Below are 20,122 nucleotides of genomic sequence, written 5' to 3' on the forward strand. Positions count from 1 at the left end.
AATGCGCGTACTGCTGACCGGACACCAGGGGTACCTGGGCACCGTGATGGCCCCGGTCCTCGCGGCCGCCGGGCACGAGGTCGTCGGGCTCGACGCCGGCCTGTTCGCCGACTGCGTGCTGGGCCCGGCGCCCGCCGACCCGGCCGGGCACCGGGTGGACCTGCGCGACGTCACGGCCGAGCACGTGGCCGGAGTGGACGCCGTGATCCACCTGGCCGCGCTGTCCAACGACCCGCTGGGCTCGCTGGCCCCCGACCTCACCTACGACATCAACCACCACGCCTCCGTCCGGCTGGCCGAACTGGCCCGCGACGCCGGGGTGCGGCGCTTCCTGTACGCGTCCACCTGCTCGGTCTACGGCGCCGCGGGCGGCGACGAGCTGGTCGCCGAGAACGCCCCGCTGCGCCCGGTGACGCCGTACGCGGAGTCCAAGGTCCGGGTGGAGGACGACCTGCACGACCTGGCCGACGGCGACTTCAGCCCGGTGTTCATGCGCAACGCCACCGCCTTCGGCTACTCGCCCCGGCTGCGCGCCGACATCGTGCTGAACAACCTGGTGGGCCACGCACTGCTGACCGGCGAGGTGCTGGTGCTCTCCGACGGCACCCCCTGGCGCCCGTTGGTGCACGCCGCCGACATCGCCCGGGCCTTCGCGGCCGCGCTGGTCGCGCCGCGGGAGGCGGTGCACGACGAGGCGTTCAACATCGGCAGCGAGACCAACAACGTCACCGTCGCCGAGATCGCCGAGCTGGTCGCCGAGGCGGTGGAGGGCTCCAAGGTGCGGATCACCGGCGAGGCGGGCGCCGACCCGCGCTCCTACCGGGTGGACTTCTCCCGCTTCCGGGCCGCCGTCCCGGACTTCGCGTGCGAGTGGACCGTCCAGCGGGGCGCGCTCGAACTCGCCCAGGCCTACCGCGAGTTCGGCCTCACCAGGGAGGACTTCGAGCAGCGCTTCACCCGGCTGGCCGTGCTGCGCCGGGCCTCCGAGGCCGGCACCGTCGACGACACCCTGCGGTGGCGCCGGTGAGCACGGTCGGCGAGGAGATGCACGCGCTGGTGGAGCGGCTGTACCCGCTCTGCCGGAGCATCACCGGCGACGGCGTGCGCGCCACCCTGGACATCGTCGGCGAGTACGTCCCGCTGCAGGTGCACGAGGTGCCGACCGGGACGCAGGTGCTCGACTGGACCGTGCCGCAGGAGTGGAACATCCGGGACGCGTACGTCGCCGACCCGGCCGGCAACCGGGTCGTCGACTTCGCCGCGTCCAGCCTGCACGTGCTCGGCTACAGCGTGCCGGTGTCGGCGACCATGCCGCTGGCCGAACTGCGCGGACACCTGCACACCCTGCCGGAGCACCCGACCTGGGTGCCGTACCGCACCAGCTACTACACGCCGGAGTGGGGGTTCTGCCTGGCCCAGGAGACCCTGGACGCGCTGCCGGACGGCGAGTACGAGGTGCGCATCGACTCCACGCTCGCGGACGGCCACCTCACCTACGCCGAGCACGTCGTCCCCGGGCAGGTCCCCGACGAGGTGATCGTCTCCTGCCACGTCTGCCACCCGTCGCTGGCCAACGACAACCTGGCGGGCATCGCGGTGGCGACGTTCCTGGCCCGGGCGCTGGCGGAGCGGACGCCCTGGTACACCTACCGGTTCCTGTTCGCGCCCGGCACCATCGGGGCGATCACCTGGCTGGCCCGCAACGCGGAGCGGGTGGACCGGGTCAAGCACGGGCTGGTGCTGGCCTGCGCCGGCGACCCGGGCCGGCTGACGTACAAGCAGAGCAGGCGCGGCGACGCGGAGATCGACCGGGTGCTGCAGCACGTGCTGCTCGCCTCCGAACGCCCGCACCGCATCACCGAGTTCACCCCGTACGGCTACGACGAGCGGCAGTTCTGCTCGCCCGGGTTCGACCTCGGCGTGGGCTCGCTCAGCCGGACCCCGTACGCCGGGTACCCCGAGTACCACACCTCGGCGGACAACCCGGACTTGGTCTCGCCGGAGGCGATGGCGGACACGCTCGCCGTCTGCCGCGAGGCGTTCGACGTGCTCGACCGCAACCGGCGGTACCTCAACCTCAGCCCGTACGGCGAGCCGCAACTGGGCCGGCGGGGGCTGTACGACTCGCTCGGCGGCCGCAGCGACGCCAAACAGGCCCAGATGGCCATGCTCTGGGTGCTCAGCCTCTCCGACGGTGAGCACAGTCTGCTGGACGTCGCCGAGCGGTCCGGGCTGCCGTTCGACAGCGTCGCCGTCGCGGCCGACGCCCTGCACGGGGCCGGGCTGATCAAGCCATGACCGGGGCGGGGGGAGCGACGGGGACGGCAGGGACGGCGGGAGCGACCGTCGAGGGGGTTGAGGGGGAGGGGGCGCCGGCGTCGGCGGCCCCGACCGGCGACGTCCGGCGGACCGCCCGGCGGGCCCTCGTCGGCCGGCTGTCCTGGGGACTGGCCGACCAGGCGGCCTCCAGCGTGAGCAACTTCGCGGTCGGCGTCTACGTGGCCCGCTCGCTCGGGGTGACCGCCTTCGGCGTGTTCAGCCTCGCCTGGGTGACGTACGGCGTGGTGCTCAACGTCTCCCGCGGGCTGGCCACCGACCCGCTCGTGGTGCGCTTCAGCGGGGTGCCCGAGGCGTCCTGGCGCGGGGCGGTGGCCCGGTCGACGGGCACCGCCCTCGGCGTCGGCACCGCCATCGGCGCGGTGTGCCTGGTCGCCGGGCTCGGGCTCGGGGGCCGGGTGGGGGCCGCGTTCGCCGCCCTCGGCGTCATGATGCCGGGGCTGCTGCTCCAGGACGCCTGGCGGTTCTCGTTCTTCGCCGCCGGCGCCGGGCGGAAGGCCTTCGTCAACGACGTCGTGTGGGGTGTCGCGCTCGTCCCGGCCATGGTGGTGGCGGCCCGGGCCGGCACCGTGGCCGCCTTCGTGCTCGCCTGGGGCGCGTCCGCCACCGTGGCGGCGGGCTACGGCTACCTCCAGTCCGGCATCCGGCCCCGGATCGCCCAGGCCCGCGGGTGGCTCCGCGAACAGCGCGACCTCGGCTACCGGTACCTGGTCGAGAACGTCAGCCTCAGCGGCGCCAGCCAGCTGCGGGCGTACGGGCTCGGCGTGATCGTCGGGGTCGGCGCGGTGGGCGCGGTGCGCGGCGCCGAACTCCTGCTCGGCCCGTTCCTGGCCGTCCTCATGGGGCTCTCGCTGGTCACCGTCCCGGAAGCGGCACGCGTGCTGCGGCAGGCCTCGCACCGGCTCGGCGGGTTCTGCCTCCTGCTGGGCGGGGGCCAGGCCGTCGGCGCGCTGCTCTGGGGCACGGCGCTGCTGCTGATGCCCGGCCGGCTCGGCGAGCTGGCGCTCGGCGACGTCTGGCACTCCTCCTCGCAGCTCATCGTGCCGATCACCCTCGGCGTCGCCGGCGCCGGCCTCGGCACCGGCGCGGCGGCCGGGCTGCGCGCGCTCGGCGCGGCCCGGCGCAGCCTGCGCTGCCAACTCTTCGCCTCCGCCTGCTACGTCGGCGGCGGGCTCGGCGGGGCGGCCGCCGCCGGCACGGTCGGCTCGGCCTGGGGCGTCGCCGCCGCGACCCTCAGCGGCTCGGCCGCGTGGTGGCTGCAGCTGCGGTCCGCCCTGCGCGAGCACCACCGCACACCCATCCCCGAAGGGAGGACCTCATGACCGCCCGACCCAGGCTGACCATCGGCCTGCCCGTGTACAACGGCGAGGAGTACCTCGCCGAGTCGCTCGACGCCCTGCTCGGCCAGACCTACGAGGACTACGAACTCGTCATCTCCGACAACGCGTCGACCGACGGCACCCAGGAGATCTGCCGCACGTACGCCGCGAAGGACCCGCGCATCCGCTACCTCCGGCTGCCCCGCAACATCGGCGCCACGCCCAACCACAACCGCGTGCTCGCCGAGGCCCGCGGCGAGCTGTTCAAGTGGGCCTCGCACGACGACCTGTACGGCCGGGACCTCCTGCTGCGCTGCGTGGAGGCCCTGGACGAGCGGCCGGACATCATCCTCGCGCACACCGGCCAGGCGGTCATCGACGGCGACGGCCGGGTCAAGGTCCCGTACGAGTACGGGCTCGCCACCGACTCCCCGTACGCGCCCGAGCGCTTCCGCAGCCTGCTGTTCGAGCCCGGCGGCGACGACTTCTACGGGGTCATGCGGACCGACGTGCTGCGCCGGGTGAAGCCGATGGACAGCTACCACCACGCGGACCGCACCTACGTCGCCGAGATCACCCTGCACGGGCCCTTCCACCAGGTGCCCGAGCTGCTGTACTTCCGCCGCGACCACCCCACCCGCGCCGAGCGGGCGAACCCCTCCAAGCGCTCCCGGTGCGTCAACCTCGACCCGCGCCGCGCGGGCCCGCTGCACCCGACGCCCCGGCTGCTCGCCGAGTACGTCTGGGGCTTCGCCTCGGCGATCCGGCGGGCGCCGCTCACCCCGGACGAGCGGCGCGCCTGCTACCGCCACCTGGCCGCGTGGATGACCAGCCGGCTCCGGCCCGGCGCCGGCGAGCGGGTCGAGGACCGCTCCCCGGTCGACCCGGCCCTGCTCACCGTGTCCGTCGACGCCCTCGTCGCCGGCCGCGAGGGGAGGCGGGCATGACGTCCGCACGGGGCGGCGATCCGGTACGGGGCGGGGGCGGGGCTCCGGTGCGGGGCGGGGCGTCCGGAACTCCGGTGCGCGTCGGGCTGTTCGGGCTGCTCGGCTCCGGAAACCTCGGCAACGACGGCTCGCTGGAGGCCGTGCTCGGCTACCTCCGCGCCGAGCACCCGGACGCGGTCGTGGACGCGCTGTGCGGGGGGCCCGAGGCCGTGACGACCCGGTTCGGCATCCCCGCCACGCGCCTGCACTGGAACCGCGCGGAGTACCGGACCGCGTCACGGGCGGGCGCGATCGCGGCGAAGGGCCTGGGCAAACTCGTCGACGCCGTCCGCACCGCCGCCTGGGTGCGCCGCCACGACGTGGTGATCGTGCCGGGCATGGGCGTCCTGGAGGCCACGCTGCCGCTGCGGCCGTGGGGCTTCCCGTACGCGCTGTTCCTGCTCTGCGCGAGCGGCCGGCTGCTGGGCACCCGGGTCGCGCTGGTCAGCGTCGGCGCCGCCGAGATCGGCAACCGGCCGACCCGGGCCCTGGTGCGCTGGTCGGCACGGCTGGCCGCGTACCGGTCGTACCGGGACGGCCCGTCGCGCGACGCGATGCGGGCGATGGGCGTGGACACCTCGCGCGACGAGGTCTACCCGGACCTCGCGTTCTCCCTGCCGGCGCCGCCGGCGAGCGAGCCGGCGGCGTCGTCGGAGAGCACGCCTTCCCGTCCGCGGGGCCCGGTCTGCCTCGGCGTCATGGACTTCCACGGGGGCAACGACGACCGGGCCCGGGCCGACGAGATCCACCGGCGCTACCTCGACGGGACGATCCGGTTCGTCCGCACGCTGGTCGAGGAGGACCGGCCGGTCCGGCTGCTCACCGGCGACCAGTGCGATACGGCGGTCGTCGCCGCGATCCTCCACGCGGTGGACTCGCCGCTGGTCACCGCCGCCGAACCGGCCTCCCTCGCCGACCTGATGAAGGAGATGGCCGCCGCCGACACCGTGGTGGCGGTCCGCTACCACAACCTGATCTGCGCGCTGAAGACCGGCACACCGGTGCTCGCCCTCTGCTACGCGACCAAGAGCGAGGCGCTCATGGCGGAGATGGGCCTCGGCGCGTACTGCCACCCGGCGCGCGAGGTCGACGCCGACCGGCTGATCGAACAGTTCCGGGCGCTGGAGCAGCGATCGGCGGAGCTGCGGCGGACCCTCGTCGAGCGGAACGTGACCGCCGCCCGGCGCGGCCGGCACCAGTTCGCCGCCCTGACCGCGGCCCTCTTCCCGGCGGCCGACCGCGCTCGCGCCGACGTTCACACCCAGACCGACGTGCACACCGACGCCCACGACCTGCGGGAGACACAGTGAAGGTGACCAGAGTCCCGGCGATCAGCGGCGCGTTCCTGTTCGAGCCGACGCCGTACGCCGACGAACGCGGCTTCTTCTGCCGCACCTTCGACGCCGACGTGATCCGCTCGGTGGGCCTCGACCCGGACGCCTTCGTCCAGCACAGCCTGTCCCGCTCGGTGCAGGGCGTGCTGCGCGGCCTGCACCTGCGCTCCGGCGCCGGCGAGGCCAAGCTGGTGCGCTGCTCGTACGGGAAGGTCTTCGACGTCGTCGTGGACCTGCGGCCCGACTCGCCGACCTACCGCAACCAGGCCCACTTCGAGCTGTCCGGCGAGACCCAGGTGAGCGTGTACATCCCGGCGGGGTGCGCGCACGGCTTCCAGGCGCTGACCGAAACCGCCGACGTCTCGTACCGGATCGACCGTCCGCACGACCCGACCGAGGACGTGACGATCGCCTTCGACGACCCGGAGCTCGCCGTCCCCTGGCCGCTGCCGGTCGTGTCGATGTCCAAGCGGGACCGGGAGGCACCGAGCCTCGCCGAGGCCCTGAAGCACAAGGAGGAGGAGAGGCCGACGTGAGCACCGAAAACACCGTAGGCACCGAAGGGGCCCGGGAGACCGGGAAGTTCGGGGACACCGGGGACACCGGGGAGTTCGTCCTGCCCAGGTCGCGGCTGGCGAACGAGCGGCTGCACGCCATGATCCCCGGAGGCGCGCACACCTACGCCAAGGGCGACGACCAGTACCCGGAGAACCTGGCCCCGGTCATCAGCCACGGCCGCGGTGCCCACGTGTGGGACGTCGACGGCAACCGCTACGTCGAGTACGGCTCCGGCCTGCGGTCGGTCAGCCTCGGCCACGCCCACCCCCGCGTCCTGGAGGCGGTGCGGCGGGAACTCGACCGCGGCTGCAACTTCGTCCGGCCGTCCATCCTGGAGGTCGAGGCCGCAGAGCGGTTCCTGGCCACGGTGCCGACCGCCGAGATGGTGAAGTTCGCGAAGAACGGCTCCGACGTCACCACCGCCGCGGTGCGACTCGCCCGCGCCGTCACCGGGCGGCCACGGGTGGCCATCTGCGCCGACCAGCCGTTCTTCTCCGTCGACGACTGGTTCATCGGCACCACCCCGATGTCCGCCGGAATCCCGGCCGCGACCACCGAGCTCACCGTGGCCTTCCCGTACGGGGACCTGACCGCCACCGAGGAACTGCTCACCCGCCACCGCGACGAGATCGCCTGCCTGATCCTCGAACCCGCCGGCCACACCGAGCCGCCGCCCGGGTACCTGGCCGGCCTGCGCGAACTGGCCGACCGGCACGGCTGCGTCCTGATCTTCGACGAGATGATCACCGGCCTCCGCTGGTCCGAGGCGGGCGCCCAAGGCCTCTACGGCGTCGTCCCCGACCTCTCCACCTTCGGCAAGGCCCTCGGCAACGGCTTCGCCGTCTCCGCGCTGGCCGGGCGCCGCGAGCTGATGGAACACGGCGGGCTGCGGCACACCGGCGACCGGGTGTTCCTGCTGTCCACCACCCACGGCGCCGAGACGCACTCGCTGGCCGCGGCCATGGCCGTCCTCGCCACCTACGTCGACGAGGGCATCACCGCGCGACTGCACGCCCTCGGCGAGCAACTGGCCGCCGGCGTCCGCGACGCCGCGGCCGGTGCGGGCGTCAGCGACCACGTCCTCGTCCGGGGGCGGGCCAGCAACCTGGTCTTCGCCACCCTCGACGAGCAGGGACAGCCGTCACAGCACTACCGCACCCTGTTCCTGCGCCGGCTCCTCGCGGGCGGCGTACTGGCCCCGTCGTTCGTGGTGAGCAGCGCACTGGGGGAGGACGACATCGAGCGCACGGTGGAGGCGGTGGCCGCGGCGTGCGCCGTGTACAGGAAGGCGCTGGACGCCGGCGACCCCACCCCCTGGCTGGCCGGGCGGCCGGTGAAACCCGTGTTCCGGCGCTTCGCCTGACGTCAGTGCCGCTCCCGCCGGTCGACCACCCATGCGGTCACCGGTACCACCACCAGCGCCGTGCACCAGCCGCCGAGGACATCGGTCGGGTAGTGCGCGCCCAGAGCCACCTGCGCCCACCCCATGGCGGCGCCCGCCGCCACCGCCGCCACCGCCGCAGCCCCGAGCACGAGGGGGCCGCGGCGGCGGTGCGTCGCGGCCAGCGCCACCGCGAGGGCCAGCGCCGTGAAGAACGCCGTGTGCCCGCTCGGGTAGGACAGGTTGTCGTCGCCGTGGATGGTGCGCCCCACCACGTGCTTGAGCACCGTCGCCGTCCCCACCGTCAAGCAGACCCCGGCCACGACGAGCACCGCCCCCCGAGGACGCCGCCCCAGCAGACAGCCGGCCACCGCCGCTACTACCAGGAGCGTCGCCCCCACGGGCTCCCCCAAGAAGTCCAGGACCAGCGCGACACCCCGCCACGGCTGCCCCACCCCCTCCACCACCGCCTGCACCCGAGCGTCCACCCCTCCGGGCTCACCCTCCCCGGCATACCGAACCCCGAGCACCAGCAGCACCACCCCAGCCACGGCCGCCACCACCCCGAGCCACCCCCGCACCGACGCAGCCACCACCCGCCCGCTCACCCACCCACCCCGCCCCACCCCACAGACCCCGACCAAGCACAAGTCTGACAGGCAGTCACAAATCGTGAGCCGCATACCGTTTCACAGCGCCCACGAACTGAGATCCACAAGGAAGCCGGGAAGACCGAACCCCCACGCCCCTCCCCGCGAGCGCAGGGCCGACCGCTACGAAACGACGAAGCGCTCCGCGAGATGGGACCATCCCCACACACACGGGGCCGGACACACGGACTTCGTCAACGATGGCGCCGGACACGGAACCATCCCCACGATTGCGGGGCCGACTGGTCGCCGCCCAGGTAGGAACCCAGGTGCATGGGACTATCCCCGCGAGCGCGGGGCCGACTCGCCTGAGTTCACCACGCAGACCGGCGGGCTGGAGCAATCCCCGCATGCGCGGGGCCGACACCACCATGGCATTGGGGATCGCGCTGCACCAGGAGCAATCCCCGCGAGCGCGGGGCCGACGTCAGGGTGAGCAGGCCGCCACACACCCACGGGGAGCAATCCCCGCGAGCGCGGGGCCGACCACTACACCGGGGACGGCATCCTGCCCGGAACGGAGCAATCCCCGCGAGTGCGGGGCCGACATGGCCAGGCCCGCGCCGAGCAGCGGCTTGGAGGAGCAATCCCCGCATGTGCGGGGCCGACAGCGCTGTCGGCCGGTACGCGCCCGACAGCGCGGAGCAATCCCCGCGAGCGCGGGGCCGACCAGCAGCTGCCCTGCCGGACCGCCCCCCAGCTGGAGCAATCCCCGCGAGCGCGGGGCCGACGCTTGCTGAGCTGGGGTGATCGGTGTCAGAGGGTGCTGGGTTGATTCAGTTCGATGGGATGGATCCCGGAGAGGAGTCGATCTGCTGTCTTCATCTCTCCTCGTGTCGGGATGGGTTGTCAGCGCGATGTCCTGCGTTCTCGAAGCGTACTGGAGGACGACGCGCTGGTTGAGGGCGAGTGGAGAGATGGTCGACTCCTTCGAGGGGGCTGGACGTCTTGGCGTAGAGTCGCCGGACCTGGTCGGGCCTGGTCGACGGACGGCGACGCGCCCCGCCGCCGAACGATCGACTTCGGTGGCCGCTCGGGCGGGCTTGCGGACGGGCTCAAGGCCGCTCCTGGGTAGGGTAATTCGGGCAGTCTTCCGCCTCTTGCGCTGCTGTTGCGCGGGCTGACAGTCTCTGCGCTGTGATCGGTGACAATGCGCTCGCAGTAGCGGATGCGGTCGCCTCGCCGTGGTGGTCGCCGACTGTCACGTCGGCGGAGTCCGCAGGCCTGCGACACCTTGAATCGGCCGAGTTCGTCGAGGCCGGTCTTGCCACAGCCTCCGGCAGGCCCGTACTTCCGTCCGGGCCGTTTCCCGGGACGGCGGGCTTCGCCGTTGTGATGGCGCCGTTCGCCGGTCTGGCCGGGCAGCGGCTGCTTGCCGGGCTCGATCCGGTGGTGGGTCAGTCGGTCGAACTGCCGCAAATCGTACAAGAGTTCACCGCGGCCACCGCTGCTGCGCTCGGTAGCCTGGCGGCCCGCGCGTTGGTGCTGGAGCTGCGGGTGGCACGCGGCGAGGGGCGGCTGACGGGGGCGAGTCCGCGGGACAAGTTCCGGGACTTCGTCGCCGGTGTCGGTACCCGTGACGGATTGGCCCGGCTGTTCGCCGAGTACCCGGTGCTGGCGTTGCTGGTCGGCCGGACCTGTGTGGATGCCGTCGCGGCGATGGCAGAGTTGCTCACCCGGTACGCGGCCGACCGCTCGGAGCTGGTCGCCCGGGTGTTGGGCGGTCGTGACCCGGGGCCGTTGGTCGCGGTGGACCGGGCTGCCGGTGATGCGCACCGGGGTGGCCGTCGGGTTGCGGTCCTGTGCTTCGCCGACGGCAGTCGGGTGGTGTACAAGCCCCGTTCGCTCGCGGTGGACCGCCATTTCGGCGGCCTGGTCGACTGGTTCAACGCCCGCCCGGGGACGCCCGGGTTGCGCACGCCTGCTCTGCTGGCCCGTCCGGAGTACGGCTGGGCGGAGTTCATCGAGGCCCGGCCCTGCGTCTCCCCGGCCGAGCTGGAGCGGTTCTACCGGCGGCAGGGTGCGTTGCTCGCCATCGCGCACGTGCTCGACCTCACCGACCTGCATCACGAGAACCTGATCGCCTGCGGCGACCACCCGGTGCCGGTGGACGTGGAGACGCTCTTCCATCCGCCGTCGCCCGAGGACGGGGATCCCGCCGCCGACGACCCGGCGGGCCGGGCGCTGGAGGCGTCCGTCCAGCGGACCGGCCTGTTGCCGCACCTGGTGCTGGGGGACGAGGCCGCGCTCGACCTCTCCGGCCTTGGGGGCGGCGCCGGACACTGCTCGCCGCTGGAGACGGTCGGTTGGGAGGCCGCCGGTACCGACGAGATGCGGTTGGTCCGCCGGACCGGTGTCGTCGACGGCGGCGTCAACCGCCCCCGGTTGGGCGGTGCCGAGGCCGAGCCCGCCGCTCACGCCGAGGCACTGGTGGACGGTTTCCGCGCGGGCTACCGTGCGATCCTGGCAGACCGGCGGGAGTTCAGCGACGTGGTGCGCCGTTTCGCCGACGACGAGGTCCGGGTGGTCACCCGGGCCACCCAGGTCTACGCGACGGTCCTCGCCGAGGCCACCCACCCCGACGTGCTGCGGGAGTCGGTCGACCGGGAGGGGCTGTTGCGGCTGCTCGGTACGGACGCCGTGGACGACCAGGGCTGGCCGGGACTGCTCGACCACGAGGTCGCCGAGCTGTGGGACGGCGACGTGCCGGTGTTCACCGCTCGCCCGGGCCGCGTCGACCTGTGGAGCGGCACCGGCGCCCGCATCCCCGGCGCCCTCGACCGGCCCGGGCTGGCCCGGGTGACGGAGCGCCTCGCGGCGATGGACGAGGCCGACCTCGCCGGGCAGGAGCGGATCATCCTGGCGTCGCTGGCCTGTCGCGCCGCGGAACCGGCTCATCCCGCCGCGGTGCCCGGCCCGCGCGCCACCCGACGGGGTGACAGGGGCGAACCGCCCGCCCCCGAGCGGCTGCTCGCCGCCGCCCGGGAGCTCGGCGACCAGCTGGTCGGGCAGGCCCACCGGGGGCCGGGGCGGGCGAACTGGCTGGCCTTGGAGCTGCTCGGCGAGCGGTACCGCAGGCTCGGACCCTGTGGTGCCGACCTGGGGCACGGCTACGCGGGGGTCGCCCTGTTCCTCGCCCAACTCGCCGCGGTCACCGGTGCGGACCGCTACGCGGACACGGCACTCGCCGCGCTGCACCCGGTGCCGGAGCTGCTGGAGCGGCTCGCGGCGCTCCCGGACGAGGACCTGGGCGCGGTGGGATCGGGCGGGCTCACCGGGCTCGGCGGCATCCTGTACGCGCTCACGCAGACGGCTGACGCCCTGGACGACGCCGAGTTGCGCGCCCTGGTCGAGCCGGCGGCCGCCCTGACCGTCCGGGCCGCCGGGGCCGAGCAGCCGGTCGGTGTGCTCGACGGCACCGCGGGCGGCCTGGTCGCACTGCTGGCCGCGCACCGCGTGCGCCCGTCGGCCGGGCTGTGGCGCGGCGCGAGCGCCTGCGCCGACCGGCTCGCCGCCGCGCCCGTCCCGGCGGCGCCGGGCTTCGCCACCGGCGCGGCCGGGGTCGGCTGGGCGCTGCTCGGCTTCGCCTCCGCCGGGGGCGGCGAGCGGTTCCGCCGTACGGGGCTGGCCGCGCTGCGGTCGGCCGTGGCCGCGGTGCCGTCCGTCGAGGTGGACCTCTCCTGGTGCACGGGCCTGGCCGGGGTGGCGCTGGCGGTCGCCGACCGGGCCGAGGCGATGACGGACCCAGGGCTCGCCGAGGTCGTCACCGGGGCGGTCGATCGCCTCGTGGGCGCCGGACCGTTGCCCGATCACAGCCTGTGCCACGGCGAGTGGGGCGCACTGGAGCTGCTGCACCGGACGCCTGACCGTTCGGCACTTCAGGAGCGTGCCGCCGCCGCGGTCCGGCGCGGCCCGCGCTGTGCGGCCCCCGGCGGGATCACATCGCCCGGACTGCTCACCGGCCTGGCCGGCCTCGGCCACGGCCTGCTGCGGCTCGGCTTCGCCGACCGCGTCCCGTCGGCGCTGTTGCTGCGGGCACCGAACCCCTGAACCCGCCGCCGGCCGGCCGGCCGAACCACCGTGCCCGGCTGAACCACCGTGCCCGGCCGAACCACCGTGCCAGGCTGAACCACCGTGCCAGGCCGAACCACCATGCCCGACCTGCGTTCACGTTCACAGCATGCGGTCGGCTCCGAGCCCGTCGGACGCCGACCTCCGAGATCATCTGCAGTGGAAGGAAACCATTCATGAACGCCACCGCCCTTGTGCAGCGCCTGGAGCAGCCCACCAGCGGGCACCGCGCCGCCACCGTCGACCACCCGGCGGGTGAGATCCGGCTGCGGACCGGCGGCGCGCTCGGCCGGCGCGCCCAACTGCTGCGCGGGGCCTCGGCCTTCCGCACCACCAGTGCGTGGACCACCATCAGCAAGGTGGTGGGCGAGGAGCGTCACTGACCCCGGACGAAGCGCACCCGAACGAAGCGGGTACGAGGCACCGCGCCCGACGAAGCGTGTCCGGGCAGCATGATCTTCCTCTGGAGATCACTATTCATCACAACTTCGGCACAGTAGCCTGCGAATGTGCGCAACACTTCCCCGACCACCATAGGCCGCGAGACCGAACTCGGGCTGCTTGACCGCAGCCTGAGCGGCCTTCAGTCCCACGCGGGCCGTGCGGTCTTCCTGGTGGGGGAGGCGGGGATCGGCAAGTCCCGGCTGGCGGGGGACTGTGCCGGTCGGGCCGAGGCGCTGGGTCTGCCGGTGCTGCGCGGGCGTGGCAGCCCGACCAGTGCCGGGATCCCGTACCGCCCGCTCATCGAGGCGTTGAACTCCCGCTTCCGGGTCGTCGGTGTCCCCGACGACCCGGAGCTGGAGCCCTACCGTCCGGCCCTGGGCCTGGTGATCCCGCAGTGGCGGTACACCGCCGTGCCCGGCTACCCCGAGAGCGCGGTCGAGCTGGCCGAGGCCGTGCTGCGGCTGCTGGCCGTACTCGGCCGGGACGGCGGTTGCCTGCTCGTCCTGGAGGACCTGCACGAGGCCGACTCGGACACCATCGCCGTGGTGGACTACCTGGTCGACAACCTGGCCGGACTGCCCGTCCTCCTGGTGGCGACGCTGCGGCCCGAGCCGGGAGCCGCCCTGGAGCTGGCCCGGGGCGGTGAGCGGCGCCGGGTCGCCTCGCTGGCCGCCCTGGAGCCGCTCGGCGCGCCGCAGATCGGCGCGCTCGCCGCCGGCTGCCTGGAGCTGCGCTCCGAGCAGGTGCCCGCCGCCGTGGTCGACCGGCTGAGCAGCATCAGCAACGGAAACCCCTACCTCGTCGAAGAGTTGCTCACCGAGATGGTCGGCTCCGGAGCGCTGCGCCAGGACGGTGACGGCTGGCTGGTCGTCGGCGACCTGGCGGCCGCCGTTCCGGCCAGCGTGGTCAGCGGCCTGCGGCACCGGCTGGAGCAGCTCGATCCGCAGGTGCGCGACCTGCTGCTGCTCGCCGCCACCCTGGGCACCGGCTTCTCGCTGGGCACGCTCCAGCTGATCACCGGCCACAGCATGCGACTGCTGCTCGACCAGCTGGCCGCGGCGGCCGCCTCGGGCTTCGTCGTCCCCGATGCCTCCGCCGTCGACCAGTACGCCTTCCGGCACGCGCTCACGGCGGAGGCCCTGCTCGCCGGGCTGCCGCCGGCCGAGCGGGCCGTGATCGCCCGCCGGGCGGCCGAGGCGATCCTGGCGGCCGACCCGGCACTCGCCGACGGGCGCTGCCAGCTGGTGGCGCGGCTGCGGGAGTTGGGCGGCGACGGGCCGGGGGCGGCGCTGCTCTACGCCGAGGCGGGCCGCCGGGCGCTCGCCGCGGGCGCGTCGGCCACCGCGGTGAAGCTGCTGGAGCGGGCCCATGAGCTGGCCGGGGCGGCGGACCGTACCGACGTCATCGAGTCGCTGGTCTACGCGCTGGCCGAGGCCGGGCAGCTGGACCGGGTGTTCGCGCTGGCCGAGTCGCTCCCGGAGGCCGGGGCCGACGCACTGGACATCGAGCGCCGCGTCGCCCTGCACACCAGGCTCGCCTGGGCGGCGGTGATCGCCGAGCGCGCCGCCGACACCCGGGCGCAGATCGCCGCGGCCCGCGCGCAGCTCGGCGGCGCCGGCGATCCCCGCCAGACCGCGGCCCTGGCCGTGGTCGAGGGACACCTGGCGCTGCTGCCCGGTTACGGCGGGGCGACGGCGGAGACCGAGCGGCTGGCCCGCGAGGCGGCCGAGGTCGCCGAGCGCGAGAAGCTCCCCGTGGTGGCCTGCCAGGCGTGGCAGTTGCTCGCCCTGCTGGCCCGGGAACGCGGCTTCGACGACGCGGACGCCTGCCTGGAGCGGATGCTCGCCGTCGCGGAGACGCACACCCTGCCGGTCTGGCGGGTGGAGGCGCTGCTGCGGCTCGGCGGGAACGCCTTCATGCGTACCGGTGACGCGCGTCGGATCCGGGAGGCCAGGGACGCCGCCCGCGACCTGGGCGCCCTCGTCCTCGCCCAGCACGCGGAAGGCCTGCTGGCCATGGACGCCCTGCAGCGTGCGGACTTCGCGGCCGCCCGGGAGATCATCGACCGCTGCCTGGAGCCGAGCGCCCGGATGCGCAACCTCGGCATCCACCGCTACCTGCTGCTGGTGGCCGCGACCCTCGCCGCCCACCAGGGCCGGCGGCGGCAGATGGAGCGGGAACTGCTCCGCTTCGAGCAGGCCGACGACTCCGACTCCTTCCTCACGCCGGTCCTGCACGGCCTGTGCCGGGCCTTCTGCGCCCTCCTGGAGGAGAACCGCGCCCAGGCGCTGGCCGACCTGGCCGCCGCGGCCGCCTGGGAGGACCGGCACCCCAACGTGTTCTACCTCAGCGGACGGTACGGTCTCGGCGCGCTGCTCGCCGTCCTCGCGGGCACCGCGGACCGCCCGGCGTACGCGACGGTCCTGGCGGCGCCGGCCGCCGGCCTGGCGTGGAACCGGCAGTTCCTGCTGCTGGCCGACGCGGTCCTGCTCGGACGCGAGGGCCGCGGCGGGGAGGCCGCCCGCCGGGTGGACCAGGCGTTGCAGGCGTCCCGGGGGTTCCCGACCGCCCGGCACCTGGGACTGCGCCTGGTCGCCGAGGCGGCCCTCGCCGACGGCTGGGGCGAGCCGGTCGCCTGGCTGAGGACCGCGGAGGAGTACTTCCACGAGGCCGGCGTACGTTCCGTCGCCGGCGCCTGCCGGTCGCTGATCCGGCAGGCGGGGGTGTCGGTGGCCCAGCGGCGCAGCGGGCGGGAGCTGATACCGGAGGCGCTGCGGGCGAGCGGGGTGACGCCGCGTGAGTACGACGTGTTCGCCCTGCTCGTGGAGCGCCTCGGGAACCAGGACGTCGCCCAGCGGCTGTCCATCTCGCCCCGGACGGTGGAGAAGCACATCGCCAGCCTGCTCCAGAAGACCGGCAGCGCGGACCGCGCGGAGCTGTGCCGCCTCGCCCGGGCGCTGTGCGGGGACTGACCGGGGCCGGCCAGGGGCTGACCAGCGGACGGCCAGGGGAGTGAGCAGCAGACCGACCGGATGACCGACCGGTCCGCGGCACCGGGGCTGCAGCGATGCCGTGCGGGCGGCGGCGGGGCGGGGTCACCCCCGCCGGCGGGGCGGGGTCACCCCAGGCCCCACCCCGCCCGCACGGCATCGCGCCTCCTACGCTTCGCGGCTCCTACTCCCCGGGGCTGAGGAAGTCCGGGACGTCGGTGCCGAGGCCCTGTTCCTGTGCCCGGCGGTGGACCAGGTCGGCGACGGCGAGGTCGAGGACGCCCAGGCCGAAGGGCGAGAAGACGGTGAGCGCCTCGGGGTCGCGGTGGTGGCGGCCGCCGGTGAGGATGGCACCGATCGAGTCGGCGATGAAGTCGCGGTGGCCGGTCTGCTGTTCGGCGAGGTGCAGGGAGGTGGACTCGCGGCACACGTGGTCGCCGTCGTCGACGATGTTGACGCTGGACAAGATGCTCTCCGGGGCGAGGTCGCGCAGGGACAGGTGGAGCAGCAGCGTCCCCGGCCGGCAGGGGGACGGGTCCAGGTGCGGGGTGGAGGCGGTGGTGGCCAGGGAGACCAGCCGGTGGGCCGCCAGGGCGTCCTCGATCCGCTCGGCGGTGCTGGTCTTGAGCTCGGGCCACCGGGCCGCGCACCGTTCGGCGAACGCCTGCGCGCGGGCCGGGTCGAGGTCGAACAGGGTGACCTCGGCCAGGTCGGGCAGCAGGGCGCGCAGGAAGGTGAGCACCTCGAAGTTGATCACGCCGCAGCCGATCAGGGTGGCGCCGGTCTGCGGCTCCCGCGGGGCGAGCGTCGCGGCGGCGAGCGCCGCACTGGCCGCGGTGCGCCGGGCGGAGATGACCGAGCCCTCCAGCAGCACCTCGGGGTGGCCGGTGCGCATCGAGTTGAGGATGATCGCGGCCGAGGCGCGCTCCAGCCCGGCGGCCAGGTTGCCGGGGAAGGACGAGATCCACTTGATGCCGGCGACCGGCTCGTGGTCCCCCGGGTCCCCGGTGTTCCCGAGGTAGCCGGGCAGGGCGATGATCCGGTTGCGGGCCTCCTCGGGGAACCGCAGGAAGAGCGAGTGGGGGAGCGCGGTACGGCCGGCCGCGTGCAGCCGGTACGCCCGGCTCACCGCCTCGACCACCTGGTGCTCCGCACCGTCCAGGACCTGCCGGACCTCGCGGGCTGTCAGGATCAGCATGATGTCACCTCGGCCATCGGACCGTTCTCCCTCCACAGGTGGGTGACGTCGCCGAAGTGCGACGTGACCCAGTCGTCGTCGTAGATCGTGTCGAGGTAGCGTTCGCCCCGGTCGGGGAGGATCACCGCGCAGGTCGAGCCGGGCGGGATCCGGTCCGCCATCTGCCGGACCGCGGCGAGCACCGCACCCGACGAGCCGCCGGCGAGGATCGCCTCGCGGTGCGCCAGCCGTCGGCAGTTGACCACGCAGTCCAGATCGCTGACGTGCACCACCTCGTCCGCCAGGCCGTCCTGGTGGAGTGCCGGCCGGACGGCGGCGCCGTGGCCGGGGATGAGCCGGGGCGCGGGCTCGCGCCCGAAGATGACGCTGCCCTCGGCGTCGACGGCCACGATGGTCACCGGGAGCTGCTGCTCCCGCGCGTACTCGGCGCAGCCGCGCAGCGTTCCGCACGAACTGGTCGCGCAGAACAGGTAGTCCGGGCCGCCGGGCAGGGCCTCCCGGATCTCCCGCATGGTCGCGTGGTGCGAGCGTGGGTTGGCCGGGTTCGAGTACTGGTCCGGCCAGTAGGCGTGGTCGGTCCTGGCGAGGAGCTCGCGCACCCGGCGGATCCGCACCGGCAGGTACTCGCCGGTGACCGGGTCGGTCCGGGTGACCACCTCGACCTCGGCGCCCAGCGCCCGCATGATGGCGATGTTCTGGCGGTTGGCACGGGGGTCCACCACGCAGATGAGGCGGATCCCGAAGTACCCGCAGACCTGGGCGAGTCCGATGCCCAGGTTGCCCGAGCTGGATTCGACGACGACCGACCGCCCGGGGATCAGCCGGCCCGAGCGGATGCCCTCGCTCAACAGCTCCAGCGCGGAGCGGTCCTTGATGGAGCCGCCCGGGTTGTGGGCCTCCAGCTTGGCGAAGAGGCGGAAGTGGCCGGCCGGGTCGATCCTGGTCAGCTCGACCAGTGGCGTCCGGCCCACGGTCCGGAGCACACCGGTCGGCACGATGTCAGACATGCGCACGGGCCCCGTCGATGGCGGCGCCGTTCGTGCGGCGGCGCGGGCTCGGCGGCCGCGTCCCGGTCCACGAGGGCCCGGTGTGCGGCTCCACGTCGTTGACGACGACCTGGGACGTGCAGGTGTCGGTGGCTTCCTCGGCCACAACTTCCCTCCTAGCCTTGGGGTTTGACACTGCGACGGGGTGAGCCTGCCGGGCGGCGGGGAACGGCGACAAGAGACAAACGGGCAGCGGGACGAGCATGCACGCTCCGCCTGCCGCATCCCCGGTGCCGTGCTCGCGGCGCACGGCGGACCGGCAGGCCGCGCCGGGGTGGCATACGCGCGCCGCGCGGCCGGAACGGGGCCCGGGGCGGCGTGCGCGGGGCGGCGTACACGGGGTGGCGCTCACGCGTCACGCGCTCGGAGCGGACTCGGCGGCGGGGGCGTCGTTGACGGCGTCCTCAGTGGCGGCAGTGGCGTCGTCCGCGGCGTCGCCGGCGCTGGCGACGCCGTCGTCAGCGGACCCGGCCACCGTGCCGGCCAGGGAGGGCGCGGAGCGCACCGAGGGGCTGAGGGTGGCGGTCGCGCCGAGGAGGACCATCCAGGCGGCCAGGACCACCACGGTGGAGTGCGTCCCGAACCGGGAGAGCAACGTGCCGCCGATCAGCGAGCCCAGCGGGACGGCACCGAAGGCGATCAGGCCGACCGCGCCGATCACCCGGCCCTGGATGGCGTCCGGGGTGACGGCGAGCTGGTAGGCGGAGGTCACCACGTTCCACACCGGGCCGACGAAGCACATCAGGCCGTACACCGCGCCGATCAGGTACGGGCCGTGGACCACCAGGAGCACCGGAACCAACAGCGCCCAGGCCCAGTTGGCGCCGATCACCACGGTCCGCATCGACAGTCGGCGTTCGACCTCGGGCGCCAGCAGGGAGCCGAGCACCCCGCCGACCGCCCCCAGGCCGAACATCAGGCCGATCGCGGCCGGCGAGCCGCCCTGGTCGCGCGCCATCAGGATGACGGTCAGGAAGACCGCCTGGAACAGCAGGTTGCTGCCCGCGATCAGGAAGGTCGTGGTGCGGATGAACGGCTGGCGCCACAACCAGCGCACGCCCTCGGTGAGTTCGCGGTGCAGCGGGCCGCTGCGGGGGCGCCGCTCGGCCTGGAACTCGGTGCGGATCAGCAGTAGGGAGACCAGCGACCACAGGTAGCTGGCGGCGTCGAAGAGGAACGGCAGCGCGCGGCCGAAGCCGAACAGGGCGCCGCCCAGCGGCTTGCCGAGCATCGTGGCGCCGCGGGCCCGCGCCTCGTTGCGGGAGAGCGCGGCGGCGAGCTGGGAGGGGTGCACCACGTTGGGGACGGCCGCCGAGGCGGCGATCTGGAAGCACACCGTCAGCGTGCCCTCGACGAAGCCGACCGCCAGGATGTGCGGCAGCGACAGCCGGTCCAGCAGCAGCGCCGCCGCGACGCTGCCGATGGCCAGGATGCGCAGCACGTCGCACCAGATCATCGTCCGTCGGCGGTTCCAGCGGTCGACCAGCGCTCCCGCCGGGAGCTGGAACAGGAGTTGCGGCACCAGCGCGACGAACCCGGCCGTTCCCGCGTCGGCCGGGGATCCGGTCAGCGCGAGGACCAGCAGCGGGTACGCCACACTGGAGGCGTTGGATCCCAGCCCGGAGACCGCCGCTCCCTGCCAGAGCAGCAGGAAGTCCCGGTTGCGCAGCAACGGCGGGACGTTCCGGGGGACTTCCTCGCGCACGGTGTCGGTCATGGGTCGATGCTGGGAGGCCGGCCGCCCCGGGCCCAGAGAAGGACCGGCAGTGACGCGCGCAGTTCGCCGCCGCAACCTCGGCCGTGCTGAC

At 74.2% G+C, this 20,122-nt stretch carries 15 protein-coding genes; 10 read left to right on the forward strand and 5 right to left on the reverse strand.

The features are described 5' to 3' along the window. Position 1: 1 nt before the first annotated feature. The 7 genes from ABTY56_RS26680 (at position 2) to ABTY56_RS26710 (ending at position 7,897) form a co-directional block, all read left to right on the forward strand. Positions 2-1,027, forward strand: coding sequence for an NAD-dependent epimerase/dehydratase family protein (locus ABTY56_RS26680; protein ID WP_350631712.1), 1,026 nt, complete (start codon positions 2-4; stop codon positions 1,025-1,027). Between the two features lie 17 nt (positions 1,028-1,044). Beyond that, the gene (locus ABTY56_RS26685; RefSeq protein WP_350631727.1) at positions 1,045-2,298 is read left to right on the forward strand and encodes a DUF4910 domain-containing protein; all 1,254 of its coding nucleotides are present in this window, start codon (positions 1,045-1,047) and stop codon (positions 2,296-2,298) included. Continuing rightward, positions 2,295-3,659, forward strand: coding sequence for a hypothetical protein (locus tag ABTY56_RS26690; protein WP_502893192.1), 1,365 nt, complete (start codon positions 2,295-2,297; stop codon positions 3,657-3,659). Before ABTY56_RS26685 ends, ABTY56_RS26690 begins: the two co-directional genes overlap by 4 nt. Continuing rightward, positions 3,656-4,603 (forward strand): glycosyltransferase family 2 protein, encoded by a 948-nt coding sequence (locus ABTY56_RS26695; RefSeq protein WP_350631713.1) that lies wholly within the window; start codon positions 3,656-3,658, stop codon positions 4,601-4,603. The genes ABTY56_RS26690 and ABTY56_RS26695 overlap by 4 nt, the downstream gene beginning before the upstream one ends. After that, on the forward strand, positions 4,600-5,952 hold the full coding sequence (locus tag ABTY56_RS26700; protein ID WP_350631714.1) for a polysaccharide pyruvyl transferase family protein: 1,353 nt from the start codon (positions 4,600-4,602) through the stop codon (positions 5,950-5,952). The genes ABTY56_RS26695 and ABTY56_RS26700 overlap by 4 nt, the downstream gene beginning before the upstream one ends. Then, complete coding sequence (rfbC, locus tag ABTY56_RS26705) at positions 5,949-6,512, forward strand: dTDP-4-dehydrorhamnose 3,5-epimerase (protein WP_350631715.1); 564 nt, start codon at positions 5,949-5,951, stop codon at positions 6,510-6,512. Before ABTY56_RS26700 ends, rfbC begins: the two co-directional genes overlap by 4 nt. 80 nt (positions 6,513-6,592) lie before the next feature. Next, a complete protein-coding gene (locus ABTY56_RS26710) occupies positions 6,593-7,897 on the forward strand; it encodes a glutamate-1-semialdehyde 2,1-aminomutase (RefSeq protein WP_350631729.1) in 1,305 nt (434 codons plus the stop codon). A gap of 2 nt (positions 7,898-7,899) precedes the next feature. On the opposite strand, the gene ABTY56_RS26715 is transcribed toward ABTY56_RS26710, so the two are convergent. After that, positions 7,900-8,523 carry a phosphatase PAP2 family protein gene (locus tag ABTY56_RS26715; RefSeq protein WP_350631716.1) on the reverse strand — a complete coding sequence of 208 codons (624 nt, stop codon included), beginning with the start codon at positions 8,521-8,523 and terminating at the stop codon, positions 7,900-7,902. A 1,377-nt stretch (positions 8,524-9,900) separates the two neighbouring features. On the opposite strand from ABTY56_RS26715, the gene ABTY56_RS26720 reads away from it, so the two are divergent. From ABTY56_RS26720 to ABTY56_RS26730, 3 genes are all read left to right on the forward strand, one after another. Beyond that, entirely contained in the window at positions 9,901-12,615 is a 2,715-nt protein-coding gene (locus tag ABTY56_RS26720) for a type 2 lanthipeptide synthetase LanM family protein (RefSeq protein WP_350631717.1), read from the forward strand. A 197-nt stretch (positions 12,616-12,812) separates the two neighbouring features. Beyond that, complete coding sequence (locus ABTY56_RS26725; RefSeq protein WP_350631718.1) at positions 12,813-13,019, forward strand: hypothetical protein; 207 nt, start codon at positions 12,813-12,815, stop codon at positions 13,017-13,019. Between the two features lie 126 nt (positions 13,020-13,145). After that, on the forward strand, positions 13,146-16,052 hold the full coding sequence (locus tag ABTY56_RS26730) for a helix-turn-helix transcriptional regulator (RefSeq protein ID WP_350631719.1): 2,907 nt from the start codon (positions 13,146-13,148) through the stop codon (positions 16,050-16,052). Between the two features lie 202 nt (positions 16,053-16,254). Here ABTY56_RS26730 and sbnB read toward each other — a convergent pair whose 3' ends face one another. The 4 genes from sbnB to ABTY56_RS26750 form a co-directional block, all read right to left on the reverse strand. Then, a complete protein-coding gene (gene sbnB / locus ABTY56_RS26735) occupies positions 16,255-17,268 on the reverse strand; it encodes a 2,3-diaminopropionate biosynthesis protein SbnB (protein ID WP_350631720.1) in 1,014 nt (337 codons plus the stop codon). After that, positions 17,262-18,275 carry a 2,3-diaminopropionate biosynthesis protein SbnA gene (gene sbnA / locus ABTY56_RS26740; RefSeq protein ID WP_350631721.1) on the reverse strand — a complete coding sequence of 338 codons (1,014 nt, stop codon included), beginning with the start codon at positions 18,273-18,275 and terminating at the stop codon, positions 17,262-17,264. Before sbnA ends, sbnB begins: the two co-directional genes overlap by 7 nt. After that, a complete protein-coding gene (locus tag ABTY56_RS26745; RefSeq protein ID WP_350631722.1) occupies positions 18,268-18,420 on the reverse strand; it encodes a hypothetical protein in 153 nt (50 codons plus the stop codon). The genes sbnA and ABTY56_RS26745 overlap by 8 nt, the downstream gene beginning before the upstream one ends. A 249-nt stretch (positions 18,421-18,669) precedes the next feature. Beyond that, positions 18,670-20,031: an MFS transporter gene (locus tag ABTY56_RS26750; RefSeq protein WP_350631723.1), complete on the reverse strand. Its 1,362-nt coding sequence runs from the start codon at positions 20,029-20,031 to the stop codon at positions 18,670-18,672. Between the last annotated feature and the right edge of the window lie 91 nt (positions 20,032-20,122).

The sequence above is a fragment of the Kitasatospora sp. NPDC097691 genome, from assembly GCF_040302665.1.
Classification (GTDB): Bacteria; Actinomycetota; Actinomycetes; order Streptomycetales; family Streptomycetaceae; genus Kitasatospora.